Source organism: Geminocystis sp. NIES-3709, assembly GCF_001548115.1.
In the GTDB taxonomy this organism is placed as follows: domain Bacteria; phylum Cyanobacteriota; class Cyanobacteriia; order Cyanobacteriales; family Cyanobacteriaceae; genus Geminocystis.
This window is the reverse complement of the sequence record NZ_AP014821.1, coordinates 2643211-2667636: the sequence shown is the minus strand read 5'-3', so window position 1 is coordinate 2667636 and position 24426 is coordinate 2643211. Positions and strand designations below refer to the sequence as shown.

Annotated in this window: 41 protein-coding genes; 16 read left to right on the top strand and 25 right to left on the bottom strand. The window is 33.9% G+C overall.

Translation table 11 applies throughout. The features are described from left to right. Position 1 precedes the first annotated feature (1 nt). The 14 genes from GM3709_RS20510 to GM3709_RS11205 form a co-directional block, all read right to left on the bottom strand. Positions 2-154, bottom strand: a complete 153-nt coding sequence (locus GM3709_RS20510; protein ID WP_158506728.1) for a hypothetical protein — start codon at positions 152-154, stop codon at positions 2-4. Next, positions 155-466 carry a hypothetical protein gene (locus tag GM3709_RS11255; protein ID WP_066119377.1) on the bottom strand — a complete coding sequence of 104 codons (312 nt, stop codon included), beginning with the start codon at positions 464-466 and terminating at the stop codon, positions 155-157. Continuing rightward, positions 456-632 (bottom strand): hypothetical protein, encoded by a 177-nt coding sequence (locus GM3709_RS20505; RefSeq protein ID WP_158506726.1) that lies wholly within the window; start codon positions 630-632, stop codon positions 456-458. Before GM3709_RS20505 ends, GM3709_RS11255 begins: the two co-directional genes overlap by 11 nt. Continuing rightward, positions 629-823, bottom strand: a complete 195-nt coding sequence (locus tag GM3709_RS11250; RefSeq protein ID WP_066119374.1) for a hypothetical protein — start codon at positions 821-823, stop codon at positions 629-631. Before GM3709_RS11250 ends, GM3709_RS20505 begins: the two co-directional genes overlap by 4 nt. Next, entirely contained in the window at positions 816-1043 is a 228-nt protein-coding gene (locus GM3709_RS11245; RefSeq protein ID WP_066119372.1) for a hypothetical protein, read from the bottom strand. Before GM3709_RS11245 ends, GM3709_RS11250 begins: the two co-directional genes overlap by 8 nt. Further along, entirely contained in the window at positions 1040-1426 is a 387-nt protein-coding gene (locus tag GM3709_RS11240) for a hypothetical protein (protein WP_066119369.1), read from the bottom strand. The genes GM3709_RS11245 and GM3709_RS11240 overlap by 4 nt, the downstream gene beginning before the upstream one ends. Next, a complete protein-coding gene (locus tag GM3709_RS11235) occupies positions 1419-2633 on the bottom strand; it encodes a hypothetical protein (RefSeq protein ID WP_066119366.1) in 1215 nt (404 codons plus the stop codon). Before GM3709_RS11235 ends, GM3709_RS11240 begins: the two co-directional genes overlap by 8 nt. 73 nt (positions 2634-2706) lie before the next feature. Next, positions 2707-3144: a hypothetical protein gene (locus GM3709_RS11230; protein WP_144439432.1), complete on the bottom strand. Its 438-nt coding sequence runs from the start codon at positions 3142-3144 to the stop codon at positions 2707-2709. A 74-nt stretch (positions 3145-3218) separates the two neighbouring features. Continuing rightward, positions 3219-3872 carry a hypothetical protein gene (locus GM3709_RS11225; protein ID WP_071828038.1) on the bottom strand — a complete coding sequence of 218 codons (654 nt, stop codon included), beginning with the start codon at positions 3870-3872 and terminating at the stop codon, positions 3219-3221. A gap of 73 nt (positions 3873-3945) precedes the next feature. Next, the gene (locus tag GM3709_RS11220; protein ID WP_066119360.1) at positions 3946-4359 is read right to left on the bottom strand and encodes a hypothetical protein; all 414 of its coding nucleotides are present in this window, start codon (positions 4357-4359) and stop codon (positions 3946-3948) included. A gap of 59 nt (positions 4360-4418) precedes the next feature. Further along, positions 4419-4646: a hypothetical protein gene (locus GM3709_RS11215; RefSeq protein WP_066119357.1), complete on the bottom strand. Its 228-nt coding sequence runs from the start codon at positions 4644-4646 to the stop codon at positions 4419-4421. Between the two features lie 50 nt (positions 4647-4696). Beyond that, positions 4697-4861, bottom strand: coding sequence for a hypothetical protein (locus GM3709_RS20500; protein ID WP_158506724.1), 165 nt, complete (start codon positions 4859-4861; stop codon positions 4697-4699). Positions 4862-4863: 2 nt separating this feature from the next. After that, positions 4864-5373, bottom strand: coding sequence for a hypothetical protein (locus tag GM3709_RS11210; protein ID WP_066119354.1), 510 nt, complete (start codon positions 5371-5373; stop codon positions 4864-4866). 89 nt (positions 5374-5462) lie between these two features. Then, on the bottom strand, positions 5463-5837 hold the full coding sequence (locus GM3709_RS11205; RefSeq protein WP_144439431.1) for a DNA-binding transcriptional regulator: 375 nt from the start codon (positions 5835-5837) through the stop codon (positions 5463-5465). Positions 5838-6199: 362 nt separating this feature from the next. Here GM3709_RS11205 and GM3709_RS11200 point away from each other — a divergent pair, with 362 nt between their 5' ends. The 5 genes from GM3709_RS11200 (at position 6200) to GM3709_RS11180 (ending at position 9876) form a co-directional block, all read left to right on the top strand. Beyond that, the gene (locus tag GM3709_RS11200) at positions 6200-6400 is read left to right on the top strand and encodes a hypothetical protein (RefSeq protein ID WP_066119348.1); all 201 of its coding nucleotides are present in this window, start codon (positions 6200-6202) and stop codon (positions 6398-6400) included. Positions 6401-6492: 92 nt separating this feature from the next. Further along, positions 6493-7515 (top strand): hypothetical protein, encoded by a 1023-nt coding sequence (locus tag GM3709_RS11195; RefSeq protein WP_144439430.1) that lies wholly within the window; start codon positions 6493-6495, stop codon positions 7513-7515. A gap of 83 nt (positions 7516-7598) precedes the next feature. Further along, positions 7599-8438: a hypothetical protein gene (locus GM3709_RS11190; protein ID WP_144439429.1), complete on the top strand. Its 840-nt coding sequence runs from the start codon at positions 7599-7601 to the stop codon at positions 8436-8438. Between the two features lie 317 nt (positions 8439-8755). Then, positions 8756-9433 carry a thermonuclease family protein gene (locus tag GM3709_RS11185; protein WP_066119339.1) on the top strand — a complete coding sequence of 226 codons (678 nt, stop codon included), beginning with the start codon at positions 8756-8758 and terminating at the stop codon, positions 9431-9433. A gap of 50 nt (positions 9434-9483) precedes the next feature. Continuing rightward, positions 9484-9876, top strand: a complete 393-nt coding sequence (locus GM3709_RS11180) for a hypothetical protein (RefSeq protein WP_066119336.1) — start codon at positions 9484-9486, stop codon at positions 9874-9876. A gap of 6 nt (positions 9877-9882) precedes the next feature. On the opposite strand, the gene GM3709_RS11175 is transcribed toward GM3709_RS11180, so the two are convergent. From GM3709_RS11175 to GM3709_RS11130, 9 genes are all read right to left on the bottom strand, one after another. After that, positions 9883-10359: a phage baseplate assembly protein V gene (locus GM3709_RS11175; RefSeq protein WP_066119333.1), complete on the bottom strand. Its 477-nt coding sequence runs from the start codon at positions 10357-10359 to the stop codon at positions 9883-9885. 199 nt (positions 10360-10558) lie between these two features. Continuing rightward, a complete protein-coding gene (locus GM3709_RS11165) occupies positions 10559-11923 on the bottom strand; it encodes an anti-CBASS protein Acb1 family protein (protein ID WP_066119328.1) in 1365 nt (454 codons plus the stop codon). An 8-nt stretch (positions 11924-11931) separates the two neighbouring features. After that, positions 11932-12363, bottom strand: a complete 432-nt coding sequence (locus tag GM3709_RS11160; RefSeq protein WP_066119325.1) for a hypothetical protein — start codon at positions 12361-12363, stop codon at positions 11932-11934. 6 nt (positions 12364-12369) lie between these two features. Next, complete coding sequence (locus tag GM3709_RS11155) at positions 12370-12576, bottom strand: hypothetical protein (protein WP_066119323.1); 207 nt, start codon at positions 12574-12576, stop codon at positions 12370-12372. 82 nt (positions 12577-12658) lie between these two features. Continuing rightward, the gene (locus tag GM3709_RS11150; RefSeq protein ID WP_071828037.1) at positions 12659-13939 is read right to left on the bottom strand and encodes a hypothetical protein; all 1281 of its coding nucleotides are present in this window, start codon (positions 13937-13939) and stop codon (positions 12659-12661) included. Continuing rightward, positions 13893-14546, bottom strand: a complete 654-nt coding sequence (locus GM3709_RS20495) for a hypothetical protein (protein WP_066119318.1) — start codon at positions 14544-14546, stop codon at positions 13893-13895. Before GM3709_RS20495 ends, GM3709_RS11150 begins: the two co-directional genes overlap by 47 nt. Positions 14547-14553: 7 nt before the next feature. Then, the gene (locus GM3709_RS11140) at positions 14554-14973 is read right to left on the bottom strand and encodes a hypothetical protein (RefSeq protein WP_066119315.1); all 420 of its coding nucleotides are present in this window, start codon (positions 14971-14973) and stop codon (positions 14554-14556) included. A gap of 5 nt (positions 14974-14978) precedes the next feature. Next, the gene (locus tag GM3709_RS11135; RefSeq protein WP_066119311.1) at positions 14979-16106 is read right to left on the bottom strand and encodes a hypothetical protein; all 1128 of its coding nucleotides are present in this window, start codon (positions 16104-16106) and stop codon (positions 14979-14981) included. Continuing rightward, positions 16106-16531 (bottom strand): hypothetical protein, encoded by a 426-nt coding sequence (locus GM3709_RS11130; protein WP_066119309.1) that lies wholly within the window; start codon positions 16529-16531, stop codon positions 16106-16108. The genes GM3709_RS11135 and GM3709_RS11130 overlap by 1 nt, the downstream gene beginning before the upstream one ends. Before the next feature lie 104 nt (positions 16532-16635). Here GM3709_RS11130 and GM3709_RS11125 point away from each other — a divergent pair, with 104 nt between their 5' ends. The 7 genes from GM3709_RS11125 to GM3709_RS11095 all read left to right on the top strand — a co-directional run bounded on the left by GM3709_RS11125 (position 16636) and on the right by GM3709_RS11095 (position 19944). After that, positions 16636-16839, top strand: a complete 204-nt coding sequence (locus GM3709_RS11125; RefSeq protein ID WP_066119306.1) for a hypothetical protein — start codon at positions 16636-16638, stop codon at positions 16837-16839. Positions 16840-17050: 211 nt separating this feature from the next. After that, on the top strand, positions 17051-17335 hold the full coding sequence (locus tag GM3709_RS11120; RefSeq protein ID WP_066119303.1) for a hypothetical protein: 285 nt from the start codon (positions 17051-17053) through the stop codon (positions 17333-17335). A 139-nt stretch (positions 17336-17474) separates the two neighbouring features. After that, entirely contained in the window at positions 17475-17762 is a 288-nt protein-coding gene (locus tag GM3709_RS11115; RefSeq protein ID WP_066119300.1) for a hypothetical protein, read from the top strand. A gap of 69 nt (positions 17763-17831) precedes the next feature. Beyond that, on the top strand, positions 17832-18452 hold the full coding sequence (locus GM3709_RS11110) for a hypothetical protein (RefSeq protein ID WP_066119294.1): 621 nt from the start codon (positions 17832-17834) through the stop codon (positions 18450-18452). A gap of 74 nt (positions 18453-18526) precedes the next feature. Further along, positions 18527-18808 (top strand): hypothetical protein, encoded by a 282-nt coding sequence (locus GM3709_RS11105; RefSeq protein WP_066119290.1) that lies wholly within the window; start codon positions 18527-18529, stop codon positions 18806-18808. A gap of 52 nt (positions 18809-18860) precedes the next feature. Next, on the top strand, positions 18861-19046 hold the full coding sequence (locus GM3709_RS11100; protein WP_066119287.1) for a hypothetical protein: 186 nt from the start codon (positions 18861-18863) through the stop codon (positions 19044-19046). Positions 19047-19209: 163 nt separating this feature from the next. Beyond that, positions 19210-19944, top strand: a complete 735-nt coding sequence (locus GM3709_RS11095) for a peptidoglycan-binding domain-containing protein (protein WP_197671835.1) — start codon at positions 19210-19212, stop codon at positions 19942-19944. On the opposite strand, the gene GM3709_RS11090 is transcribed toward GM3709_RS11095, so the two are convergent. Together GM3709_RS11090 and GM3709_RS11085 are read right to left on the bottom strand one after the other, a co-directional pair. Continuing rightward, a complete protein-coding gene (locus GM3709_RS11090) occupies positions 19941-20285 on the bottom strand; it encodes a hypothetical protein (protein ID WP_066119282.1) in 345 nt (114 codons plus the stop codon). The two genes, GM3709_RS11095 and GM3709_RS11090, sit on opposite strands and share 4 nt — an antisense overlap. After that, the gene (locus tag GM3709_RS11085; RefSeq protein ID WP_066119280.1) at positions 20285-20539 is read right to left on the bottom strand and encodes a PAAR domain-containing protein; all 255 of its coding nucleotides are present in this window, start codon (positions 20537-20539) and stop codon (positions 20285-20287) included. The genes GM3709_RS11090 and GM3709_RS11085 overlap by 1 nt, the downstream gene beginning before the upstream one ends. Positions 20540-20582: 43 nt before the next feature. Between GM3709_RS11085 and GM3709_RS11080 the strand changes: the two genes are divergently transcribed. From GM3709_RS11080 to GM3709_RS11065, 4 genes are read left to right on the top strand one after another with little or no spacing between them, the layout of a single operon-like run. After that, positions 20583-20954 (top strand): GPW/gp25 family protein, encoded by a 372-nt coding sequence (locus tag GM3709_RS11080; RefSeq protein ID WP_066119277.1) that lies wholly within the window; start codon positions 20583-20585, stop codon positions 20952-20954. After that, the gene (locus tag GM3709_RS11075) at positions 20951-22207 is read left to right on the top strand and encodes a baseplate J/gp47 family protein (protein WP_066119275.1); all 1257 of its coding nucleotides are present in this window, start codon (positions 20951-20953) and stop codon (positions 22205-22207) included. Before GM3709_RS11080 ends, GM3709_RS11075 begins: the two co-directional genes overlap by 4 nt. Then, positions 22207-22929, top strand: coding sequence for a phage tail protein (locus GM3709_RS11070; RefSeq protein WP_066119273.1), 723 nt, complete (start codon positions 22207-22209; stop codon positions 22927-22929). Before GM3709_RS11075 ends, GM3709_RS11070 begins: the two co-directional genes overlap by 1 nt. A 13-nt stretch (positions 22930-22942) precedes the next feature. After that, on the top strand, positions 22943-24418 hold the full coding sequence (locus tag GM3709_RS11065; RefSeq protein WP_066119270.1) for a hypothetical protein: 1476 nt from the start codon (positions 22943-22945) through the stop codon (positions 24416-24418). The last annotated feature ends 8 nt before the right edge of the window (positions 24419-24426 follow it).

Genomic DNA, 24426 nt, shown 5'->3' with positions numbered 1-24426 from the left:
ATTAATTTTTCTCCTTTTGATGATTGAGTTTATTTCTTAAATATTCAGTACCAGCATCAATAACGCTTTCTATTGCTTCTTTTGCTTCAGGAGTATTTAGATTAAAATTTCCTTCAGCAACATTTCCTTTTTTTGTTACTATTGTTTTCCTCATTTATTCCTCCTTTTTCATAGGTAATGTACTTAACGTTTTTGGTTCTGCAAATAGTTCTAATTGTGGAGAAAGTGGATTTTCAAAAAATGGGGTTAAAACCCTCAACATTTCTTTGGCAATTTCTGGAGTTAATTCAGCAATTTTTAGATTAATTTTGTAACGTAAAAAATCATCTTTATTGTAATAATCTTCCAGAGATAAATTGCCATATTTAGATTTAATTTCTGTTTTAAGATTATGCCCACAATTTGGATTAATATTTTCTAAAGTTGGTGCTGAGTCGTTTGTTACTAAGGTTAAGTTACTTTCCATAATTCCATTGTCCTTCTTTTAATAATGTTGTGCTAATCATTGATTCGTGGTTATCGCCGTCCCATCGTACTATCAACAATTCAATGGATAATTGACGGGGATTTTTACGGAGATAAACACCTGTTTTTCCTGTTTTAATTTCGGTAACTCGTTGTCCTTTTTTCATTGTTTTTTATTGGGCTTTAGTGATGATGATTTATTTCTTTCATCGGTTAAATATTGCTGTCGAGCAACAATACTTTCAGATTTAATTTGCATTAAAATTGACAATTTTTGTGTGGACATCCAGTCAAATAAATTGTCAATAATTAAATCTTCTTTGGGGGTAAAATAATGAGGACGATTTAGCTTAGTCATCTTCTTCAATTTCGTAATAAGTATTCATTTGCAAACAAGCATTATCAAGAAGTTTATTAACAAATTCGTCATCGCCTTTGTAAAATTCCAAAAACTTTTTATGTTTTTCATATTCAGATAAAGATTCTGCTTTTTTTACAGCTTCTTCTGAGGTTTTCGCTTCAAAAAAAAGAGAAATATTTGTGCTAATGTCCAAGTCAAAACAAATCCTAAATCTCATAGTTTTTCCTCTGAAATAATTTTGATAAAAGTTTTTAGATTAAATTTTGTTCTGAGGATTTCTAGCAAATAGCAAGGATCTTTAGGTAAATTACAATTATTCCAATACTCAAGAAATTCTTGAGTATTGGGGGCGGATCTGATAATTTGACGGCACATAATCCAATCTTTTGCTCTGTTTGCTCTAAGTCGTTGCCAGTAAGTGGCAGTAGCGTCATCAAAATTAAGGATTCTTTCTTCCGGGGATGGTTGGCTTTTTTCTACCCAATTCGCTAAGAGTGGTAATGCGTCTCTTTGCTTTTTCAAAGCCTTCTTAGAATTAGCTAATCTGCGATTAGTTAATCCTTTCGGTTTATATTTTGGGAATCGAGAGAATTTAATCATTATTGCCACCCCAATCGTTATCCCCAAATAGGCTCAATTGTTTGTATTGTTTGTTTGGAATATAGCGATAATCTTTTTCTAATCGTTTTTTATATTCCTCAAGGTGCTTATTTGCGGGGATAACAAAGGCTTTGTCTTGAGAGTCTTGAGAGTACAAATCAAACAATCGCCCGATTACTTTTTCCTCGTTTACTTTGACCTCCATATCGTGCAGAAGCTCCTCATCATCAGTGTCGATCAACTCCTCAAAATCAAATTCATAATGAACATAATCATCAAATTCCTGACGATTAACCTTCAGCAGTTCCATGTAGTAAACCACTTTGTCAAGAAAAGTATCTTTTGCAATATCTTTCTTAAGTTGAAAAACGATCGACTCAAAGAAATCTAATTTTTCAAGACTTGAATTATCTGTGTCTAATTGTCTCAAGAAAATTAATTTTCCCTTATCTTGTTTGAGAAGATAAAGATAAGTGTTTTTAACTAAAATTAAATTGTCCTTTCTGGTGTATTTCCAATCTTTTGGAAAATCTCTTACAGAACGCAAAGGAATAAAATCCTCTAACTTTATATTTGCCGATATTGGGGATTCTTGAGGGGAATCAGAAATATTGCTGGGGTCATCTTCAGGATAGACCTGAAGATATTTTGAGTAATCTTCACGACAAAGTTTACTCCGTTGGGTAAATTCTCGACGTTCCTCATCTGTCATGTAATCTGGATAATCAACTTCTGAGGAGTCACGATCGAAGTCTGGATCGTCTATATCAGGGTTGCCCGTTTCTGGATTGACAATAGGAGTAGGGATTTCTTCAGTCTCTGATTTCATTGGCAATAATTCCAAAGTACCGAAATAAGAAAAATTAACATCCTCATTTGAATTATCAATTTCTTCTGGATAATCAATATCATTTTGACGATCAACAGGATAATTAAAATGTTGTTTGACTTTTTGAAGAATCTCGCCCTTTAATTTCCCTTCACTTTCCCAAATATCAATTAAATCCCAATCATCAAAAGTAATGCCTTCTTGGGCGGCTAGTTCAATTTCAATTTCAAATTGTGCAGTTAATTTGTTAAAGTCAATCTGATATTTTTTTTTATTTTTAGTGAAACAAGAATGACGATTTTTTTGTAATCTTTCATGAGAAGAAATAAAACTATTTCTTCTACTTTTTAACCATTGGTCAGCAGGAGTAAAAACCATAATAATTAAGTCCTTTTTTATAGTAAAAAGCCACAATTTTTAACGACATTTGTGGCAGTAGTCGAATTATTTATTAGTAGTTACTCCACTCATCTTGAATGGGTAAAAAATTTTCTTTCTCTTCATCGTCTTCGTAATCATCATCATTAATATTAGGAGACAATAACAAGGGTAAAAAGGTGTTAATACTAGGCATTTGTTCTGTCCGTTGAAAAGCTGATTGCAACAGTTCAGTTATGTTCAGTCCTCTTAAAGTTGCTTCGAGAACATAAGGTGAAATCGTGCTTGTTGCGTATCTGATTTGTGCCTCTGCTTTCTCTTTTATTCCTTTACTTAAAGTAGGATTTAGGGCTTGAAAAATTACTGATCCTTTGAAATTAGAATTTTCTAAAATTTGAGTGCTTTGATTAATTTTGCGACACAATAATTTAATAAAATTTATCAAATGGTTATCGTCCATCTGACAAATTAAAATAGAGTTCCCGTCTTTCATTTTGTGAAGTTCAAACATTGTTTTTTTGCTTAATTTAGTAGTGGTTAATTGAGGATAGGAATTAGGGGAATTAATCCCCTTTTATTGAAGGTTTATTTAGCTTTTTCTTTAGCTTCTTCTGCTAATAATTTGAGTTGTTTTTTGGCTTCTCCTAAACTTTCTGGATCGCCCTGAGCATCAACTTCGATCATGGTAGTTGGCAGATTTGGATCGAATAAAATTGGACTAGATTTTAAGAAATCAGCAATGAGGTGAAGCTGTGCAATTTCATCTTCTTCACGATCGCGCCACTGAAAATTTACTGAATAATAGTTACCGTAGTCGTTAGCGTGTTTGGAAAAAGAAGTTTGAAAAATCCCTAGTCCTGGATCTTTGTTTTCCATTACTTCAATTACTTTTTGCCCCAATACTGATAAGGACTGAGTTTTTAGGTAAGTTACACAAATGGTATTTTTGGGTAGCCTTGATTCTTTTGGAGATGCAATGAACCAAACTTGCAACCAAGAGGTTTGCTTTGTTTTACCCAAATTACCGTAAAAATTTTTGGTTGAGATAATGGAAATCTCTAAATTATTGCCTAGTAAATTATCTTCACCGACTTTCCACTGACCGATTTGACAGTCATTACGGACTGCATAAGGTGGAGTAAAATGATTGATTTTTTCTTTGTCAATTGTTCCAAAAATTGAGAGACTTGGTAAAGCTAATTTACTGCTCTTTTCTGTTTTTTCTTTAGCTAATGTCATTTGTTTTCCTTTGTTACTTTCTTTTTAGTTGCGTGTTTTTTAATTGGATGCGAAACCCCCAATTAAGTAAGAATTATTTATATTTTGGCAATGGAATTTTAGTAATTTTATTACCAACAAATTCAACGGATTTTACTGGTTCAGAGGGTGATTGAATGCGATAATTTCCTTCTACTTTTTCTTTAGATTTTTGAGATTGTTTAGAGGGTTCTATTGCACTTTCTATTTCTTTATTTCGTCTGTTTTTTGGGCCTTTAGATTGGGCTTCTGAGATTATGTTGTACGGAATTTGATTAAGTTTGTACTTGCCGTGTCCTAGTTTTATCAAAACTTTTTTTTCTTTTAATCTTCTTAAAAATTGTGTAACGAGGGTTGTTTGAATTTTTAGTTCTTCTGCACACAATTCAAGATAATTAAATTTATCTTGATGTTTCAAAAAGACTTGCAGTACTTCGTTTTGACGATAAGTAATGTTAATTTCGTCCATATTTTTATTAAATTTTCAAGGTACTAATAAAATTTATAGTTTTGAATTTTTAGGATTAATTAGCGATCCCATTCTTTAATTTCTTGTTCAAGACTGGTGGCAACTGCTGTCAACAAGTCTGTGATTGACAATTCTTCGTCCATTTCTTCAAAATATTGCTTGTCGATTAGGGTATCGGTTTTGTCTGAAAGATATAATGCTTCGGTGATTAATCGTAGTAATTTGCGTTTGTTTAAATTGTCTGCAAATTTCTGTTTTAGTTCTTGATTTAGAGCATCTTCAATCATTGGTTTAAACTTAATTCTTTTAGGGATTTAATAGACATTTTTCATCCGATTTAGAAATATTTAGGGAGTGGAATTTTAACTATTTTTCCATTTATAATTTCCACTGAATTTATTTCTTCTTTTGGTGACTCAATTTCGTGGTAATTATCAGGGTATTTTGGCTTTCCTTGTGGTGAAAATACCCGTCTAACAGAAACCTTAGTTTCTCTTTCCATAATTAAGCGAGAGCTAATTCTTTCTTAGTTTCAACTTCCGCTTTTACTACGGTTACTCCTAAGACAATTACTCGATCACCCCACATAAATTGAGCAAATTTGAGAATATTATTGTCAAAATCTTCATACCCTTTTGCGTCTAAGGCGTGGGAGAAAAGATGATATTCGTAGCCATAGCAGAATTTATCGTCACCAGCTAAGACTTCGATTTGGTATTTTTCACCGTCTTTGAGAGGTGGTAAAGATTGCTCTTTGAAGACGGGGATAAACTGATGATTGACTATTCGGTAATCAACTCGATATTGATTATCGAAGCTGTCGTTTAAAGCTAATTGATCTATTTTTTCCTTGACTAATTCAGGGGTATAAGTACCCACGGGAAAATAAATTTTCTTGAAAGAGTAACGAGTGTAATGGGTTACTTTTACGACAAGCTCTAAGTGATGATCTGCTGATGGCGCTAGCAGTTCATAGCATTTTTCTAAATGCTGACAATTATTTAGTTGTGACATTCTGTAAACTTTTTTAATTTAATAATTCAATATTAACAGACAACTAAGCATACTGTCAAGACATATTGTTTAGATATAAAGAAAAAAAATTAAGCCATAGCTAAAGCGTGGGATTTAATAAATTTATATTGATGGGGTTTCAATTTTATATCAAATCCTTCAAAATCAAATAGATCAACTCCTAATTTTTTCAGTTCATAGTCCAAAAGATTAACTTGATCCTGAGTAAAAATCGGTTGGTTTTTGCCCGTTTCCCAACGACTAACAGTAGTAGATTGAGTTCCTAAAAACACGCCAAAATCTTGCTGTGTATAGCCTAAGCTAACTCTAATTAGCTTGATTATTTCGGGAGTTTTTTGAAACTTTGCTGGTTTACGAAGTTCTTGCTTTAAGAGAGCTAAACTTTTTTCCATATTTTCCATTGTTTTGTCTGGGACATTGTTTGCAGTTATTTGTATTTTCATTATATAATAAATCAGCAGACCATCTAAGCAATATACCTAGATGGCCTACTGCCTCAATTTAAAAAGTTTACAGAATATCTGTTCTAGTTACGCCATAACTAGAACAACTCTTGATTATCATTTTACACACTGCTTAGGCAATATGCTATGAGGTTTCCCAGAAAAATTTAATTAATTAGAGGGAAATTACCCATAAATCAATTGTTTTTTTGTGAGTAGAATCGGAAATTTAATCATTAAAGCCTTGTCTTTAATGGCTTTATTTTATTTGTCAAAAAGATTTTGACATTTTGACAAATCGAAAAACAAATTATTAATCACTTAATTTTTAGGTAAGGAAATCCGTATTAATTCTGAAAAATATGAGTGAATTTCTAGCCACGATCGAGATAGTAAGTCGGTATGAGGTGTTAGTCAACGCACCTGATGATCGGACTTTATTTGCTTGGAATGAGGGTGGGGAACTACCAGAAGCAACAAAATTGAAATTAAACCAAGTGCAGTGGATCGGCAACTTGGTGTCCGAGACAAAGAAAGTTATTGAAGTTATTGAAGGAGAGTAAAAAAAATGACTGCTTTTACCATATGTCCAAATGACATTATCAATAATAATAATATTGATGGGAATGAGCGATCCATTTGGCTATTTATAGCGATGTATGACAATCTTGAAAATTGGCGACACATCACTAAGCATATTGCGAGTAATTTGGGACTGTGCTTGAATACGGTTAATTCTAAAATAAGATCACTTGTAGGAAAAGGATTACTCGATCGTACTCCCAAAAATAATGGAGAGTTCGGATATATATATTCAATACCTGAGAAATATAAAAAATTTGATGCAAAAATTAGCGTAAAAATAGAAAAGGGACAAAGTAAAAATTTTTGCTCAAAACGTTCAAAAAACACGACCGCAAAATTACCGACCGCAAATTTCACGGCCACAAAATTTGGTGTCGATAATAATAATGAACAAATCAATACTGAATTAAATAAAAACTTAATCAATCAATCAAGAGAGAAAGACGAACGAAATATTTTATATTTAGAAGAAAAAACGGAAATAATCAACCGTACAGATATTTTGGAGATGGAAACCACTGATTACGAAATAGTGGTAGAAAACAACGAAAGTTTATCTGAAGGCATAAATACCCCCGTGGGTGTGTGTTCTCGTAAGGAACAAGAAACCACTAACAGAAATGGGGTAGAAAATGTCGAGGCAATTTTGGCTGATGAGGAGTTTATGGCATTTGTTCAAGCAGAGTTGCCTAATATGCAAAATCCGAAGGCTTATCTGCGGTCTAAGGATAAAGAGACGGGTGAACCGATTTGGATTAAATATTGGGCGAAATTTAAGGGCAGTGATTCAACGGCAAAAGTAGAAAAGTACTGGAAAGAAAGATTACCTTATGAGCAAATGCAGTGGGAAAAAGACTTACCGACTTATTCTCAGTGGTTGAATCGTGTGAAAAATTGTAAACGAGAGGACAGTTTTACTGAGGATACGAGTTTGGGTCAACATCGCAATACGAGAATTATGTTTTACCGTTGGTACGAGAATTATTATTTACCAACGTTAGAGAAGGAATTGGAGAGTAATGGAGAATTGCCACCGGTTAATCCAATTGCAATGGAAGTAGTTGGGCAATTTGAAAAAGCATGGGGGAAATAAAAAAATAAAATTAAAATTAAAATCAATGACATTTGTTAATTATTCACGGGCCATCGCTATTTTATTACGAAGGAGAATTTATTATGAATAAGCAAAAAACATCAAAACTTAAAAACAGATATACGTCATCAAAAGATTACTATTCTTATGAAAAAGATTATTTATATATATTAAAAAAACATATCCTAAGTGTGTGTCCTAATATCGAAAAAATAGTAAATTCAAATATCCTTGAAAAATTAAAATCTAATAATTATGTTTTACCTAATTTTAGCGATTATTATACAGGAGTAAGCCTCTATGCACACCTTCGTTCTTTTATAGATAATTTTCCTTGTTTTTATATTGATAAATCTTTTATGGAGTTAGCTATAAATACTGAGTTACCTAAACAATATGAAATTGAAAATTATTTTGTAGAAAATGCAATTTTTTTACTTCCTAAGTCCGAAAAATATTACAAGTTTATTATTTTTAATAAAAATAATATTAAAAATGCAATGACTTGTCCAATTTTTTATCATGATAAAGGATTTGAAGTTTATCCTTTTCGTTTTACTCCTGACTTAGATGAAATAATAAATGATAAATTTAAAGATTTCAAAGATGACAAGATAGCACTTAATTTATTGCCTCAAATTTTTTTATATATGGCTACTTACCAAGACAAAAGTATGTCCATTGTGTCAGAGTCAAGTGGGCAAGGCTTCAAGAAATCTCAAGGGAAATTATTAACACCACCTACGATCGGATTCAATGAAAGACATTATGTGAAACAACAGAAAGAAAGTTACGGAAGTAATCCTGACTTACAAGGAATTAAAAAACAAACTCATTGGAGACGTGGACATTGGAGACAATACGACGACGGTAAATTAACTTGGATTCGCCCTTGTTTGATTAATCCACTAACAGAAGAATAAAACAACATAATATTATCCATCCAAGCAATTTGTATACTTTTAGTTTAGAGAATGTTTAACAAAAATTAGAAAAAAATAGCCATCAAAAGAAGACTATTTATGTGTGCTATAAAGAGTAAAATAAACTAGAACTGTTTACAATAATTATTATACTTTATTCAGAGTTTAAATCTGATAATTATTAATAATAATTATCAATTTTTATCTAATTAAAATTAAAGAAGATTACATTTTAATACTTATTAAATTGAAAAAAACTTGAAATGTGATATAAGAAGGTATCAATTTCAAAGTTTTTAATATTTTTATAGTAGAAAATGAAAATTATCTCTATTTTATCTTTATTGTCAGTATTCAGTTTTGCTAGTTCTGCGTTGGGTTTTGAGGTTTTATCGGTGGGAGACGGTGACACTATTACCGTTAAACAAGATACTCAAAAAATTATTATTCGATTGGCTTGTATCGACGCGCCAGAATCTTCTCAGCCGGGGGGTACAGCTTCCACTAATAGACTTAAACAATTATTACCTGTGGGTACTGTAATTCAAGTTAATAAAGTTGATAGTGATAAATACGGTAGGACAGTTGCGATCGTAAATAAGGGTAATTTGAATATTAATTTAACGCTGGTTCAGGAAGGTCAAGCTGTTGTTTATAAAGAGTTTCTTTCTAAATGTCCTGATGGTCAAAAATATTTGGAATTGGAGAAAAAGGCTAAAGAGAGAAAAATAGGGTTTTGGGCGGTGAAAGATTTAATTATGCCGTGGGAATGGCGCTCTGGTATTCGTCCAGTTCGAGTAGTACCTATTCCTGTTGAGGATCTGAACCCTGCTCCTCGTAATCCCAATTTGCCTTCCTGTACTAATGGTGGTGATTGCAATTGCTCTGATTTCAAAACTCAAGCCCAAGCTCAAAGAGTACTTGATACTTTCCCTAATGACCCTCATGGACTCGATCGGGACAACAACGGCGTTGCTTGTGAATCCTTGCCTTAATTTTTTTTCTGTGCTAAACTGTATTAGTACTAATGTTCTGAGGTGAAAAAATGTATATAACTACTTTTGAATTGAATATTGCTAATTGCTTAAGTCAAGCTACTGAAAAGTCAATCTTTATAGCTAAGAGTCCTTTCAATCTGGAATTACCCCTAAATTATGAAATTGAAATATGCTTTAATGATGTAAGTAACGAAACTATTACAGAAAAAATTAATGTTTTAAATGCAAAAATCATCGACAAAAAAACAAGAATATATTTGTCAGAAAATAGACACTTGATAACAAAAATAAAAAATGATTTTCAATTAACTGATGATCTCAATCATTTAATAAAAACAGGGATAATTCATTTTAAATTTATTTTAGAAAGTGAAGATAGAGATTTAGTATTAAAACTATATGAATTTAAAAAATTATCAGAAGAATTAAAAAAATATTAGATATTTTTAATTCAAGTAAATATTGTTCCCTTGTAAGTGAATATCAGTCGAGACATTTAAGCTAAAACCCGTCTCAAGGTTATACTCAATAGCGGTTATACCGTTCAATAATAGTTTTAATCCGCTTTTTATATCTAAAGTAAATATTTCAGTTTCAGTGTCATATTCGATTTTAGTGCCATCCTGAAATTGAATTAAATATTTATTTGGATTATCAACTGGGGGATTATTATTTTTAGTGTAAAAACTGCCTAAAATCAAACCATCTTCGCACCTTTCATCAGTTAGAATGGCTACCTTTTCTCCTATTTTGGGCATGAAATAGGCTTTATTTAATCCAGTAATAGGGAATAAAACGGGTAATGGTTTGGTAAGAATCCCCGGCTGTTTATCTGTCAATTTTACCCGTGCTAATCCTTGGGGTGCAAATTCTGCGTAACCGTTCCCGTCAATTAATCCGATCCGCCATACTTGTTGTCTCATTTATCTTCTATCCAAATTATAATTTTGTCTCCAAAATTTTCAAATTTAATGTTAGCTTTATATCGTGTAAAATCTATATTTGTGTGATATAAATAATCTCGAAAAGCATAGTATAAACTATCATTTCTTTTTCTTTGTTCACTACGATAAATTGATAGAAAAAGAGTGAGAATAATAAATATTAAAATTGAAATTCCTATCATAGTAAATCTTCTTGTGCTAAATGAACTTGACCATCCCAATCACCTTGTTTAAAGGCGTTCTGAGCGGTAAGGGGTGAATAAATACCGAGTTCAATATTTACTGAATCTCTTTGAGCAGCTTCGTTTTGAGCTTGTATTTTTTCTAATGGAGTTAATTGAACTTTTGCATTAGGAAATATCTCAATTTCTACTGGCTCGGAAGTAATAGTATTATCTTTTGCCAACATTGCATATCTTAATAATTTTTCGTAAGGTTCGATCCAGTTATCAGACATCCAGTCGTTTTTTAAATTTGCCCAATCATATCTTTGAGCAAGTCCTGCAGTTTGTGCCGTACCCAGAGCCGATCCAGTAGCATTAGTGGTATTGAACAATTCATATACAGGTAAATCTACTTCTGAGATTAAAGCATCCTTGAGTAATTCCATAATTTGAGAAGCTCCTGCATAAGTGCGAGAAACATAATCAAAATCTTCTTCATCCATATCGACTAAGAGTGCTTTTATTGCCGATCGCCCCATTTCAGCAACGTATAATCTTTTTTGAATTTGCTCTTGTCTGGTGGTAGTACCTGCCCTTAAATCTTCCTTGAGAGCCTTTCCTAAACCCTTCATTTTATATTTGGCTTGGTTGTAATCACTGAGCATAGCTGAACCAGACATCAATCCTGTTTGCCATGCTGTCCATGTGTCAAAAACATTCTGAATAACTGAATCGTTATATCCCCCGTTGTAGTTCAAAGATTCATCGTGTAATATTTTTCCACTAAATCTAAGTACTCTTGAGTAGTGCCAAGTAGTAGGTAAATTATTAATATAAATTTTGTAATAATCAGGGTCGCTATATTTACCTTGATTTGATTCTGGGTAAATTTCGTAGCGGTTCAAAACCTTAAACCATTCGATCGATTGGATCGATTTTTCGTTAACGGGTTCTTTCGGATCTAGCCCGTCTGCAAGACCAATTAAAATAAATCCGTCTCCATGTTGCCGTCCTAAAATTGATGCTTTTGAAAATGCTTCTCTAACACCTATTTTTCCTTTTTTAAATTTCAATTTTTCAAGATATTGTTCGAGTTCTCCAACAGGAATTTCGGTTTGATTTTCTTCTCGAACCTGTCGAATTACCATCCAATCTTTTTTACATTTTGTAGGATAATTTTCAACTAATCTTCTGATCATTCCAGAACTTCTGGGTAGATTTTCTAAATCTTTTTTGGAAAGAGATTTAATAGAGTTTATTTTAATATTTTTCGATTTATCTCTAGTCGTTCCAAATCCTGTTAAGGAATTAGAAAAAGAGGAAAATATTTGATTTAATCCTTCTGAATCGAAATTTATTGTTTCCTGTACTTGTGTCATAAATTACCCTAAATTACCATCGTTGAAAATACATAATTGCTTTCATCATTTCCCACAGCTTCACCTTTATCGACACAGCCACATAGGGAGTCTAACCATGTTTGTACTTGCCATCCAATTGGCACTTCTGTTCCTTGAGAAATATCTAGGGATTGCTGAATCCTAAGATTAGCTTCAATTACGGGTCTTAGATTCATTTTATCTTCTTGAAATCTAAATTTAGCACTACCAGAGGCTTCGGTAATTGTTTGTTCTCCCTTTGATGTCCACATTGTGAGCGCGGCTACTAAGTAAGGGCGATACTCGATCGCATCTCCTATTGTGCCTTTGGATTGATTGAGGATGTCGTTAATATAATTGTCTCTGGTTTCGTCAGTTTCTGCTAATCCTGATTGCAGTTTTACCATATCAAAGGCGTTATTTATATTTGAAAATGCCATAATTTTTTAATAAATAATAAAACTTTCTGATTGATTTTCAGTCTTTAGTTTTTGAAGATACAGCGTTGCGTCCATTAATTCTTCTTGTAAATGGTTTACCCATTCGGTAAAAGATAAATTATTATTATCAACGGTTGTACCATATTTTGTTATTCCTAATTGTGACCTTTGATCATATTTATTTTTTACTGATTCGACTATGTTATCACGCATAAAGATTAATTAATTAACAAGAATATATATAACTAATATTAACATATTTAATAATAATAATAATTGAATATTTATCTTAAATTTAAGTACCTAAAATACTCGCAACTCCACCTAATTGTAAACAACTCCATGCTCCTGATGATGCGTCTGTCAAATCGTTTGTTAATGGTTTAGGTGTACCGTCAAAACCATAAATAGCATTAAGGTATCGATCGTTCCAATCACCTCTCAATAAAAATACATTCCCTCGTTTTGCGTCACTGGCTAGAGGTTTGGCACGGGTCACTTTATCCCCTTGAGGGCGCACTCCCTCAGCGTCAAATCCCCATAGTAAATTTTTAAGGTGTGCCTCTACTCTCAATCCTGCACTTCCACCTTCTAACTCCCAACGAATAGGCACATAATTACCGTCTTCTAAGGCTGTTTCAAGCATCCAATCATCGGAGTCCGCAGGGTCAAGTTGTTCTGCTCTAGCATCCAAAACGTAGTAATTGCCTGAGTCGTAATTCATTTTGACAGAAGCTGTAAAATAAGCGTCTTTTTTGACTTCTTCAGCTGTGGCCGCCATATCCCAAAACCTGATGCCGTCCATAGGAAAAGGTAAGGTATCAATAATCTGAAACCACTCTTTTTTGAATACTTTACCACCGCCTTTGATGTCTGCTGGGATGCAAAATAATTCTTCGTCTGCACCGATACCGTAGTCTTTGATTAGTTGCGATCTCCATTGTTTCTCAGCTTCTTTGGAATATTCCCACCCGTTGACTAAGCAAATTCTCTGATAAAGCCCATCGGCGATCGCATCGTCAAGATCGTATTTATGGATCGAGTAATCAAATTTCCCCTCAAGAGTTTGTTGAATTATTTGATTGAAATAATTGTCAACTCCGTTATGAGTTGAGATGATTCTTAGTTGTCCACCCCATGCCAAAATTGCCATTCCAGCTTTTAGGAGTTCTGGTAAATCATCGTGAAAGGCGGCCTCGTCAATTACTACTTTTCCCTTTTTTGCCCTCAAATTCGATGGTCGAGAAGATAGGGCAACAACTTTATGACCACTAGCAAATCTGACACGGTAAACGAGGATACTCTGATCACCGTTTTCTAAGATGTCTTTCTCAATAGGTGCGGTTGCTAATTGGTAGGATTTTGCCCACCATGCCACATCTTCAATATATTGCTCCGACATCTCACGGTTATAGCCAATGTAATAAGTCGAGCATCCATTAGTTTGTGCGGCATCAAGAGCGGAAATTGAGGCATCACCCCATGATAAACCGATTCGACGGGATTTCTGACAGATTTTGACTCTACTATTATCCCTTGCCCATCTCTGTTGATACGGTAGGAGTATCGGTGGCATCTTCCGAAACACCGAGGATTCTTGCTCTAATTTCGTTGGCTTCGCTTTCTGTAAGCCCCCTTGCAGATCCAGTCTGGCTATTTTGGCTAGTAGTTTGGGCGACAAGCCACTCTCTAAATAGTTCGGTGTTAGCAACAACGGGTTTAAGTCCATAGGCTTCGATTAGTTTGATTGCTGATTCTAAGTCTTTGGGTGGTGGTGGCAATACTCGATCGATTGCCCATTGTGGCGTACCCATATTGGTTTCTTCTAAATGCTCCTCTCTCCACTTTTCTTTGTACCCTACTATTTGTCCATTTTTGTATACTGGCAGGGAGTGAATTGTCAGGTTCGATCTTTTGATTCTGTGACCATGAGTGATTAATTCTTTGATTCTATCTTTAGCAGAAACTCTTATTTTTTCTGGGCAATTATCTTTAAAATATTGCTTGGCTTTTTCGTATCTTTCTGCAAAATCTGGATATTTTTTAAGCCAATTTCTAATTGTTTGAACACTAATATTAACCTTGTCACAACTATAGTCTAGGGTTTGTCCATCACTAATTAATTCTAAAAAATCAGTTATTATCTGTTCATTATATTTTGTGCCTTTTGTCGTCTTGTCCATACGCGCGTTATCCTCTCAAAACTGCTATAAAATCACTGGGTAAATTGTTTTCTATCGCTAAGTCAGCCCAAATATTTCGATCATTTTGAGTCGCCTGTCCTAAATAACAAATTAAATTCCAAATTGAAGTAAAAGAATTTAGTCCGTGGGTAGTAACTTGCAATAAAGCTGTGGGTAAAGACGATACAGCTACAGGATTAATTTGAAAGCCAAGTGCTGATACTTCAATAAATCTAGGATGGGACAACATTAGAGAATTGAAATTATCCCAATTAGGATCAGATTTGGGGATAAAATTATCAATAATTTCTTGTACTGCTGTATCATTACTAGATACCCAAACACCATCTAAAAAAACTAGAGAATATCCTTGTCTTTCTATTTCTTCGTGAAGTTGAAACCCTTTTTCAATATAGTTAATTGCCATTTTATTTATACAGTAGTAGTTAGTAACCTAATACAAGGAATAACCCCATTAGTCAAAGTAGCATCATTCCCAAAATCTGATAGAGTGTCTTCGTTTAAATCTACAGGGGGAGTAGTGATTCTATAATGCGTAGCATAAGAAGTATTAGAACTATTTACGATTCCCAATGGAGTAGCATTTGTCAGAGGAATAGCCCTTATAGTTCCTGTGCTAGAACTGTAAAATCCCCACCAGTATAATTTATCTTTTTCAAATAAAAATTCTGAAAGATTAGTATTTTGGTGATTATTGTCTGCTATTTTTTTCTTTACTATGGATAGAGATTTTTCTCCTGTAGTGTTTAATGTTATACTACCATAGAACTCTTGTTGAGTAGGAAGACCACTGCTATCAGAGGTAAATAAATATATAGCACAAGAAGGGCTACCTGCCCCTACTACAGTACACCAAACAGATATTGTAGAAGCTCTAAAGTTAAAAAGAGGTTTAAAAGGAAAAACATAGGTGACACCTTGAGATACAGCTAATGTAGATAAAGCATTGGAACAAATAGAAGAATCTATAAGCAATCCAGATGGGTAATTAATAGAATTGCTTATGGGTTGTTTAGAATCTAATGTTTCTTGAAGATTTACAATAGTTGCTATAGATTGTGTGCCTGTATGATTAGCTCTGTTTCTATTATTTGTATCCCTAGTATTTAGTTGGTTGGTGGTTTCGTAGTTTGTTAAATCTGAAGGTTGTAATGCCGTGTCTGCTTTTGCCCCTTGAGAACCTGTTGCATAATCCCCTATAGATTGTTTTTGATCTAAACTATTTTGAAGATTCTCAATAGTACTAATAGACTGAGTTCCAGTGTGGTTAGAACGATCGTAAAAACTATTTAACCATTCTTCTTCAGTGCCAACAAAACCATTTTCTACTGCTTCTTGATAGGCAGACAAACCATTCTCCCCGTCATCCCCCTTATCTCCTTTTAGACCCTGTTCGCCTTGAATACCTTGTTCCCCAGTATCTCCCTTTATTTGAACAGGATTAGTCACCACCTCGATCGCAGTTACAGAAGATTCCACTTCAATAACCGTTGTTTGTGCCGTAACCTCGATAACTGTTTGATTAATTTCAATATCCATTAATCAGTCACCTCTGCCGTCACCTGAACAAAGCTAATAGGAATTTTTGTAACTTTTTCAGGCAATACAGCTTCAAAATCCCATACCCAACAATTTTTCTGAGATGGCTTGGCTCGACTGTCATCTCCGTCATATTTTGTGGATGGGATAGCCGAAGTTTGCTCTGCGGTCAGAATAGGGACAACGGTGGTTTTATTAGTGTCCCCATCGTAATTAATTTGTTGAAAAGAAAAACTTGCTAATAATTCTCCTTCTAATTCAAGAGGGGCATTACGAATCTGCGCCTTAAAAGTCGCTTCGCTATAATCTCCTTCTAATTTTAAATTCAATTTATCGTAGGTTGCTCCCTGCACGATCGCCAAGTCATTTCCGATTACCTCTTGTGATATTGGATTTATTTTTGTGATCAAGTTTAATCTATTCATCACGATTAAGATATTTACTACTTTGATTGTACTAAATATTTGCTAATAGGTTGTTTCGATAGAATTTTTAGATACAATAAACTAATTACCACTTTATTGAAACCATGAAAACATTGAAAAAAAAGCAATTTAGCCTAAAACTCACGCAGGAAGAATACGAAATACTAAAAATTATTGCTGAAAAAAAAGGGTATCTTTATGGAGGGAAAGGCAATGTTAGCAAGGTTTGCAGTGCTATTGCTAGGAAAGAATTAGTACTTGTCGAAAAAAAAGATATTGACAAACTGGTTAGTAGTTTGTTATATTAAAAGGGTGAGCAATCACGAGGCGAACACCGCCGTCAGTCTCGAACTGAAAAAGCCCTCGCATCCATAGCGTTATAGGGACAGGAGGTTTAGCGGCCTCCGCCACCGAAAGGTGGTTAAATAAATCCCCCTCTTCTTTCCACGACCGACTGTACAAAAAAAAGTGAAGACACCTTGCTGTAACAAGATGCCTTCTGTTAGTTCATCCACAATAATGAAACTTAAAAATATGATAACCAAATTTGATGCTTCTGCTGGTTTCTTCTCAATGGTTCGCTTTTTGCGTAAGCAAATCCCTTCTTTAAAATGCACCACCGGAAATCAGCAATTTATTCTTGAGCATGGCAATATCTCTTTCTTCTTGGTCTTAGTTGATGATGGTATTGCTTTGTTACAGAAAAACATAAATGAATCAGGATACTGGCAAATTACACAGTTTAACCAATTATTTACCGATACCACTGCATTATCTCAGGTCATCTTAGCGGAGGTTGTTTAATGAAAAATATTGCTCTCATGGTTTTTGGTTACGTTTTAATTACCGCTCTCGTTAACACCCAAGTGGTAGAGAAAACAAGCCCTTGCGATATTCTCTGCACTCAGTCCGCTTCTAAATAATTATCAATACAAAGAAAACAATGATTAACTACACATGGATTGCTGAAACTAAAGAAAAAGTAAAGGAGCTGAAAAATACCCCAGTTTCTCAATTAAGAAAAACGGCGACTGTTTTACAAATGCGTTCCGATTTGAAAATGGTGTTAAGTTTTCTCGATGAAACTTATGCTGAGTCTAATGTATGGGTAAAAAGCACTAAAAAGTGGGAAGAAAGTGTAAGTGAGTTACCCGTCATTCACTTAAGAAAAACGGATAACGCTTTACGGTTACGGTTCTCATTAATCGTTGCCTTAGATTTTTTCAACTAAATAATTTATTTTGGGGAGATGTCTCCCCCTCACATCAACATTAATCAATCACTACACATACTAAAAATCATGTCTAACTTACAATCTCGCAACAATCTCACTCTCGACACTCTAGCTTCTATTCAAGGTTCGATCAAAGATTTACAAGCTCAATTGGAGTTACTCAATAATAAATTTACGGATGCGACTAAAGTTGCCAATGCTCAAGCAAACTTAACGAAGCGATGGAAAGAAGCGATTGCACCGCTCAAAGATTTACTAAAATATTCTTGTGGAGTTTATGGCGATCCAGAAGTGCTAAATGAAATGGTTGCCGATATTCAAGAAATGGCCGACGCTGTAGCCAATAATTTTGACAAGCATAAAGGAGAAGAAAATCCCTATTTGGATGGAGTCAAAGAAAAGCAACCTGAACCTGAAGTTGTCATTACTTTACTTCCTGATCTAGATGAATCCATGCCCGATGTTGATGACAATGAAACTTTTTTAAATGAAAGACAAGCTCTCAAATTAATTGAACATCTTGATAAAACTATCCTCAAAAAATTAGCTGTGCTTAACGATTTTGGCAATTTATCAACCCCTAAAGCTATTGCTAAAAAAATAAGTGAAAGTGCTATAACTCGCTATCAATTAGAGCAAGATTTGCAACGAATCAACCCTACTCAAAGTCTCCCAATGGCTAGTTAATTCACACAATTTCATACATTAGAATAAATCAACGGCGGTGAAATATCCGCCAATTATTAATAGGAGAAACCATTATGTCTAAAACGTTCAATAACATCGATAATGTCTTAAGTGAGATTAGTTACGAATTAAGACATAATGATCCAGAAAATCCAATAGAGTTTCAGTCAGACGAGGATTTTTTTTCGTGGATATTATTAGTTTTTATTGAGAGAGATATTGAAGATATGTTGTTACAACGCTTGTCAGAAGAAGTATCTGAAAATGAGTATGTTTTAGAAAAGAAAAAGTTATGGAGAGAATACTTAAATTCCCTTGATTTATTGAAAGAAAAAATAAATCAACACATTAAATAAATCAACGGCGGTGAAATATCCGCCAATTAATTAATCATAAAAGGAAAAATCAATGAATAACCAAAAAGACAAAATTTGTACAATTGTAAATGGACAGTTTGCTTGGGAGTTACAAGTAGATGAGCAGAGAATTTATTTTCAAGGGTCTCATAATGCTGACTATTTTGCCGAACTATATACAAAATTAGGGTATCAAATAGTAAAAATAAATTGGCTACATGAGCAAAACAAAGATTAAAATTATTTTACAGTAAATGACTTTAAAGGCTCAAAATGAGCCTTCTTTTATGATTAAAATAATCTTCAATAATTAGTCAATTAGTCTTAATATTTTTTCTATATATTCATTAATTTAGGGGAATGTTATAATTATTTAATAGTAATTATTAGGGGTAATTATAATGTCTGTTTTAAATCAAATAAAAACACCAATTCATATTTCTAAATTAAATTTTGCACAGGCGAAAGAGTTGCAAATTTTACTTAATAAATATGGGTATAATTTAAAGGTTGATGGCGACCCTGGAGAAAAAACTACCGAAGCCTTAAATAAGTTTAAAGATAGCGTATGGTTAGGTGAGCATGATTGGTTGGGAGTAACAACTATTGAAGCTCTCAAGGAAGAAAGAAACACTATTAAACAAGACAATGATCATGATTTTTCGACTAAGGAAGGCACGGCTAACGCAATTATTAGTGAGTGCAAAAAACAAGGATTAAATTTAAAAAATCAAATCGCCTATGTCCTTGCGACCGCTCAATGGGAAACAGCAAATACGTTTAAACCAGTGAAAGAAGCCTACTGGTTAAGTGAAGATTGGAGACGTAAAAATTTACGCTATTTTCCTTTTTATGGTAGGGGATTTGTACAAATTACATGGATGGCAAATTATCAAAAATACTCTCGAATTTTGGGAATAGATTTAGTAAATTTTCCTGATAAAGTTTTAGAACCAAATATCTCTTTATTTATTTTGGTTCATGGATGTAAAAATGGTGTTTTTACGGGAATGAGTATTGAAGATTATATTAATAATAATGTAGTAGATTTCCATAATGCCCGTCGGGTAATTAATGGGATTGATAAAGCTCAAGAAATTGCGAATATTGCTCGTGAATGGGCAAGAAAAATTTAGATTTTTTCTAATTCTTTCTCTAGCTGTTCTATTTTTTGAAAGATAGATTTTTGAATTGTTTTGTTTAGTATAGTTTCGCTTTTAAATTCTTCTTTTAAAAGTGCAAGTGCTTGTCGATTATTTGATATTTGCTCGTCTAAACGGCTGTAATATTTATTGGATAATATCTGAATGTCTGCTTTTATTTCTGCTTTTAAACTTTGATTTGCCGTTGAAATTTCTTTGCGAATTTTTTCCAGAGATTTATCAAATTTCTCTAATATCCAGCCTGTGAGAGTACCAATACTGGTAACGCCTGTGATTGCTCCAACGATCGCCGCAATAATTATTCCTGCTTCCATTAGTTAAAAACGTCCTCTGAGCTTTCGACAATAGTTGCTCCACAGCTAATTTGATCGCCAATTCTAGCAGCGGAAATGCCGTTGCAGTATAGATTAGATGAAGCGGTTACGATTGACTGAGTGCCGTGAAGGGAGCAAATTACAGCGTCTCCTAATCGGGCAATTTTGCGATCGTTGGCAAAACAATCAGGAGAACTTTCTATTATTTCTCCTCCGTGACTTATAGCATCCCCAATTCGAGCAATTTTCAGCATAAGAATTATTGATATAATTATTACTAATATTTTACTAAAGTTTATGGTTGTTTCGGTTGATAAAATTCAGTCTCTTAATTGGTCGCCAAAATTGGGAGAGTTCGGATCAATTGTTGAAAACTTTGAGGATATTCAGCAGTGTATAAAAATAATTTTAACTACTCCTCAAGGTAGTGATCCTCACCGTCCTACATTTGCCAGTAATATTCACAATTATATTGATTATCCTCAGACGGCTGTCAAACAATTTTTAATTAAGGAAGTATATGAGTCCCTGTTGACTTGGGAACCGAGGATCGAAATTGATGGGGTAAATATTCGGTTCAATCAATCGGAATTGGGAACGATCGAGATTGAAGTAAAGTGGCGTGTGAAACAATCTGTACTAGAACAAATAACGGTGGTGATTATATGACAAATTTTCCTAGACCAATTTTTGCCGTGCCTGATGCTCTCAGTGCTGAAACGGAATTAAAAGCTAAATACACTGAGTTGACGGGCAAGGAATTATTCCCCGCTCAACCTGAAAGTTTATTGACTAATTGGGCCGCTTATTTAAAAACTGTGACCGATTCTCTCATTCAATATACGGGTGAACAGTGTTTGGTAAATTTTGCTAATGGGGTGAATCTTGATCGATTAGGGGATTTTTGGGAGACACCACGATTAGAGCCACAAAGTGCGATCGTGACTTTAGAATTTAGTTTGGGTGGTGCTAGATTTGTGGATACGATCGTTCCAGAAGGTACAAGAGTTAGGACTCAGGATCGGTTATTCCTATTCGCAACAACGGAAAATTTAGTTATTCCCACTGGACAAGTTTCAGGAACAGTTCAGGCAGAATGTACAGTAACAGGAGAAGAAGCGAACGGTTATGCCATTGGTCAAATTAGTGAGTTTTTCGATTTAGTTTCTGATATTGAATCGGTCACGAATACCAGTATTTCTAATTCTGGTAGTGGGGTAGAAAGTGACGATCGATATAGAAAGAGATTATTAATTGCTCCCAATAAACTCAATACGGCTGGTAGTAGAGATGCTTATAAATTTTGGGTTTTATCTTCTGATCCTAGTATTTCAGATGTGGGAGTTGCTTCTCCTAGTGACATTGTGCGACTTGAAAGAGAGGAAGAATTAGCTTTAGAATTAGGAGAATTATTGCGAACAAATTTAGAACCTTTTGGGGTAGATATTGATTTATTTACTGCTGAAAATATTGCTCCATTTTTTAGGCAATATATTAAACTACCTCGCTTTTTTGTGGATGTTTATTTACTAACAAATACGGGTTTACCTTCAGAGGAATTAATAGAAAAAGTACAAACTTTTTTAGATGATGAGGAAATTAGACCGTTAACAGATACGGTTAAAGTACTATCTGCTATTGAGGTTGAACAAAATTTAGCGATAGGAATTACTATAAATATTAATGCTAATTCAGGAGAATTAACTACTCAATTAAATACTTTATTAGAGGAATATGTTGAGTTTGTTCAATCACGATTAGGAATAGATATTGTCCCTAGTCAAATCATCTCTCGATTGCAAGTTCCGGGGGTGTACCAAGTAGAGGTTTATGAACCTGAAGAAGCGATAAAAATTAATTTTAATGAACGGGCTTTAATTACTGATTTTGATATTAATATTGTGGGAGTTAGTGAAGAATAATGACCTGTCCTATTGATCCAACTCCGTTGCAACCACCCTTAAGAAACGAGGAATTTGAGACTTTATTTCACTTGCTTAAATTGGCTACTATTTGCCAAGATATGATCCGATTATTGGTTTACCAAATCGATACTGTGGATAGTTCCGTCTTAATCCATTTAGCCGAACAATTCGACGTATTAGGCTATAAGGGATGGGCTTTAGCTGATACTGAGGAAAAACAACGAAATTTGATTAAATCTGCTGTTTCCTTGCACAAAAAAGCGGGTACACCTTCTGCTATTAAAGAGGCTTTGGAAGCTGTGGGAATTGAAGTAAATACGATCGTTGAAAATCCCTGTTTACTTTACGATGGCTTTTTTTACAACGGTTCAGAATATTACAATAGAAGAAGATGGGATCGATTTATTGTTGATTTGGCTGAACCCGTTGACCCTGAAAAAATAGATTTAATAAATGGGTTAATTGAAGCGTGGAAAAATGCCCGTTCTAACCGATTTTTCCCTTTATTTCCACTGCAATATAATGGCTCTTTTTCCTATGACGGACTGGAAATTTATGATGGAAAATTTGACGAATTGATAGATATTAGTAATTATCAACAATGTATTGCTAATGGAGAACCTGATCCTGATCCGCCTGAATGTATCCCTCAATTACAGTTAAGAAATGAATTACAATTAACTAATGAATTACAATTATTGGATTTTTTCTGTGATTAATTAAGGGGGTAAGGTGGATCTAGACCAATTTAAAGTACCAATTATTGAGGATGTAAATGACATACCCAGTGTGCCTGAAGATCCGACTCATCCAAACGCTTCTCTTTTTTGCCAAAATTACAACGACTTGATTGATAACTTAGGGTTTTTATCTCCCTGTTATCAACCTTCTACGGTGCATGACGATACGATCGAGTATTTTGTGAATACGGTGAGCGGTGATGATACCAACGATGGATTAACTTTTGAAACAGCTTTTGCCACTGTTCAAAAAGCTATAAATGTTTTGAGTTTGGAGAAATGTTTTCGCCCGATTATTAATGTTGAAGGAACGTTAACTAACCCTAGTTTAGATTTATGTCCAGTAGTACCTCAAGTAGCTAATTACAATTATTACTGGAGTGATAATAAATTATATGACCAAGAGATTACTGTTAAAAGTTATGGAACTGGATTAACAGTTAGTATAACTTTGTCAACTCCTAATACTATTCCTTTTGTCACGGGTGCAGATAATATTGGAATTAAATTTTCAGGGGTTGCTTTTAGTTTTAGTGCTACTTCAGATTGTCTTTATTTCGATAATCAACGGGTTACTTTTGAAGATTGTAGTTTTGAGGAAGATGCAGAATCAGTTTTGTACGATGGCTTTATTTATTGTACGGGTAGTATTGTAAATTTTATTGATTGTGAGGTAATAGGCTCTCCTCTTTCTGCTTACTGTATTATCTTCGGTATGGATAACAAAATTTTCTTAAAGGGAGGAAATTTTGGTGATTATGATTTTTGTTATTTAGAGTTTAGTCAAATTTATGTAATTGGTGTTTTACCTACTTTTACCAATGGTACTTCTACTAGCATTTTTGATGGTGAAGGTACAAATATCTACTTATATAATGGGTTCTCTACCTTACCTCAAGGAGCAAAAAGTATTAATAGCAGTAGTTTGACCAGTAAGGTTTTCTACAATAACACTGATATTGGTAGGGGTTTAAATTATAATGTCTGTACCTTTGCCAATGTCTCAGATAGAGTAGGATTTTTAAATACAAGTCAGTCTCATCAAAATGTAGAGCATAGTCTTAGTGGAGAGATTCCTGCAAATAGTGCCGTAATTTATCGGATACCAGATTTTACACGGCACGGGATTATTGAATGGACTATTTTAAGATTAGATTCTACTGTAGAAATTGGCTATACCAGAGTAAAAGAATTTGTATTAATTACTGATGATGTTTTTAGTAATGTCAATGGTGATCAAGAATTTGTTGCGGCGGTTTTAGAATTTGATGCTTTGAATATAACTGTCAACGGCTTTACTGGTAGTACTCTCAGCGATTATCACGATCCAGCCGATGATAACACTGACGAGATTAAATTTACTAGGGTAAACGGTGGTACTGGTCAAAATTTGGGGATTATTTTTGACAACTGTTACGGACACGCTTGTCAGCTTTCGATCAAGGCTTTGTGGACTTTAAGGGATTAATAAAGAGG

Coding starts and splice junctions, on each gene's coding strand:
- GM3709_RS11255 (WP_066119377.1), bottom strand. CDS start 466: ATGGAAAGTAACTTAACCTTAGTAACAAACGACTCAGCACCAACTTTA.
- GM3709_RS11085 (WP_066119280.1), bottom strand. CDS start 20,539: ATGCTGAAAATTGCTCGAATTGGGGATGCTATAAGTCACGGAGGAGAA.
- GM3709_RS11090 (WP_066119282.1), bottom strand. CDS start 20,285: ATGGAAGCAGGAATAATTATTGCGGCGATCGTTGGAGCAATCACAGGC.
- GM3709_RS11215 (WP_066119357.1), bottom strand. CDS start 4,646: ATGATTGAAGATGCTCTAAATCAAGAACTAAAACAGAAATTTGCAGAC.
- GM3709_RS11245 (WP_066119372.1), bottom strand. CDS start 1,043: ATGAGATTTAGGATTTGTTTTGACTTGGACATTAGCACAAATATTTCT.
- GM3709_RS11075 (WP_066119275.1), top strand. CDS start 20,951: ATGACAAATTTTCCTAGACCAATTTTTGCCGTGCCTGATGCTCTCAGT.
- GM3709_RS11125 (WP_066119306.1), top strand. CDS start 16,636: ATGAAAACATTGAAAAAAAAGCAATTTAGCCTAAAACTCACGCAGGAA.
- GM3709_RS11165 (WP_066119328.1), bottom strand. CDS start 11,923: ATGACACAAGTACAGGAAACAATAAATTTCGATTCAGAAGGATTAAAT.
- GM3709_RS11150 (WP_071828037.1), bottom strand. CDS start 13,939: ATGCCACCGATACTCCTACCGTATCAACAGAGATGGGCAAGGGATAAT.
- GM3709_RS11185 (WP_066119339.1), top strand. CDS start 8,756: ATGAAAATTATCTCTATTTTATCTTTATTGTCAGTATTCAGTTTTGCT.
- GM3709_RS11095 (WP_197671835.1), top strand. CDS start 19,210: ATGTCTGTTTTAAATCAAATAAAAACACCAATTCATATTTCTAAATTA.
- GM3709_RS11205 (WP_144439431.1), bottom strand. CDS start 5,837: ATGAAAATACAAATAACTGCAAACAATGTCCCAGACAAAACAATGGAA.
- GM3709_RS20500 (WP_158506724.1), bottom strand. CDS start 4,861: ATGGAAAGAGAAACTAAGGTTTCTGTTAGACGGGTATTTTCACCACAA.
- GM3709_RS11080 (WP_066119277.1), top strand. CDS start 20,583: ATGGTTGTTTCGGTTGATAAAATTCAGTCTCTTAATTGGTCGCCAAAA.
- GM3709_RS11230 (WP_144439432.1), bottom strand. CDS start 3,144: ATGTTTGAACTTCACAAAATGAAAGACGGGAACTCTATTTTAATTTGT.
- GM3709_RS11195 (WP_144439430.1), top strand. CDS start 6,493: ATGTATGACAATCTTGAAAATTGGCGACACATCACTAAGCATATTGCG.
- GM3709_RS11190 (WP_144439429.1), top strand. CDS start 7,599: ATGAATAAGCAAAAAACATCAAAACTTAAAAACAGATATACGTCATCA.
- GM3709_RS11130 (WP_066119309.1), bottom strand. CDS start 16,531: ATGAATAGATTAAACTTGATCACAAAAATAAATCCAATATCACAAGAG.
- GM3709_RS11105 (WP_066119290.1), top strand. CDS start 18,527: ATGTCTAAAACGTTCAATAACATCGATAATGTCTTAAGTGAGATTAGT.
- GM3709_RS11175 (WP_066119333.1), bottom strand. CDS start 10,359: ATGAGACAACAAGTATGGCGGATCGGATTAATTGACGGGAACGGTTAC.
- GM3709_RS11160 (WP_066119325.1), bottom strand. CDS start 12,363: ATGGCATTTTCAAATATAAATAACGCCTTTGATATGGTAAAACTGCAA.
- GM3709_RS11070 (WP_066119273.1), top strand. CDS start 22,207: ATGACCTGTCCTATTGATCCAACTCCGTTGCAACCACCCTTAAGAAAC.
- GM3709_RS11200 (WP_066119348.1), top strand. CDS start 6,200: ATGAGTGAATTTCTAGCCACGATCGAGATAGTAAGTCGGTATGAGGTG.
- GM3709_RS11135 (WP_066119311.1), bottom strand. CDS start 16,106: ATGGATATTGAAATTAATCAAACAGTTATCGAGGTTACGGCACAAACA.
- GM3709_RS11110 (WP_066119294.1), top strand. CDS start 17,832: ATGTCTAACTTACAATCTCGCAACAATCTCACTCTCGACACTCTAGCT.
- GM3709_RS11155 (WP_066119323.1), bottom strand. CDS start 12,576: ATGCGTGATAACATAGTCGAATCAGTAAAAAATAAATATGATCAAAGG.
- GM3709_RS11240 (WP_066119369.1), bottom strand. CDS start 1,426: ATGATTAAATTCTCTCGATTCCCAAAATATAAACCGAAAGGATTAACT.
- GM3709_RS20505 (WP_158506726.1), bottom strand. CDS start 632: ATGAAAAAAGGACAACGAGTTACCGAAATTAAAACAGGAAAAACAGGT.
- GM3709_RS11140 (WP_066119315.1), bottom strand. CDS start 14,973: ATGGCAATTAACTATATTGAAAAAGGGTTTCAACTTCACGAAGAAATA.
- GM3709_RS11220 (WP_066119360.1), bottom strand. CDS start 4,359: ATGGACGAAATTAACATTACTTATCGTCAAAACGAAGTACTGCAAGTC.
- GM3709_RS11250 (WP_066119374.1), bottom strand. CDS start 823: ATGACTAAGCTAAATCGTCCTCATTATTTTACCCCCAAAGAAGATTTA.
- GM3709_RS11180 (WP_066119336.1), top strand. CDS start 9,484: ATGTATATAACTACTTTTGAATTGAATATTGCTAATTGCTTAAGTCAA.
- GM3709_RS11120 (WP_066119303.1), top strand. CDS start 17,051: ATGAAACTTAAAAATATGATAACCAAATTTGATGCTTCTGCTGGTTTC.
- GM3709_RS20495 (WP_066119318.1), bottom strand. CDS start 14,546: ATGGACAAGACGACAAAAGGCACAAAATATAATGAACAGATAATAACT.
- GM3709_RS11235 (WP_066119366.1), bottom strand. CDS start 2,633: ATGGTTTTTACTCCTGCTGACCAATGGTTAAAAAGTAGAAGAAATAGT.
- GM3709_RS11210 (WP_066119354.1), bottom strand. CDS start 5,373: ATGTCACAACTAAATAATTGTCAGCATTTAGAAAAATGCTATGAACTG.
- GM3709_RS20510 (WP_158506728.1), bottom strand. CDS start 154: ATGAGGAAAACAATAGTAACAAAAAAAGGAAATGTTGCTGAAGGAAAT.
- GM3709_RS11100 (WP_066119287.1), top strand. CDS start 18,861: ATGAATAACCAAAAAGACAAAATTTGTACAATTGTAAATGGACAGTTT.
- GM3709_RS11225 (WP_071828038.1), bottom strand. CDS start 3,872: ATGACATTAGCTAAAGAAAAAACAGAAAAGAGCAGTAAATTAGCTTTA.
- GM3709_RS11115 (WP_066119300.1), top strand. CDS start 17,475: ATGATTAACTACACATGGATTGCTGAAACTAAAGAAAAAGTAAAGGAG.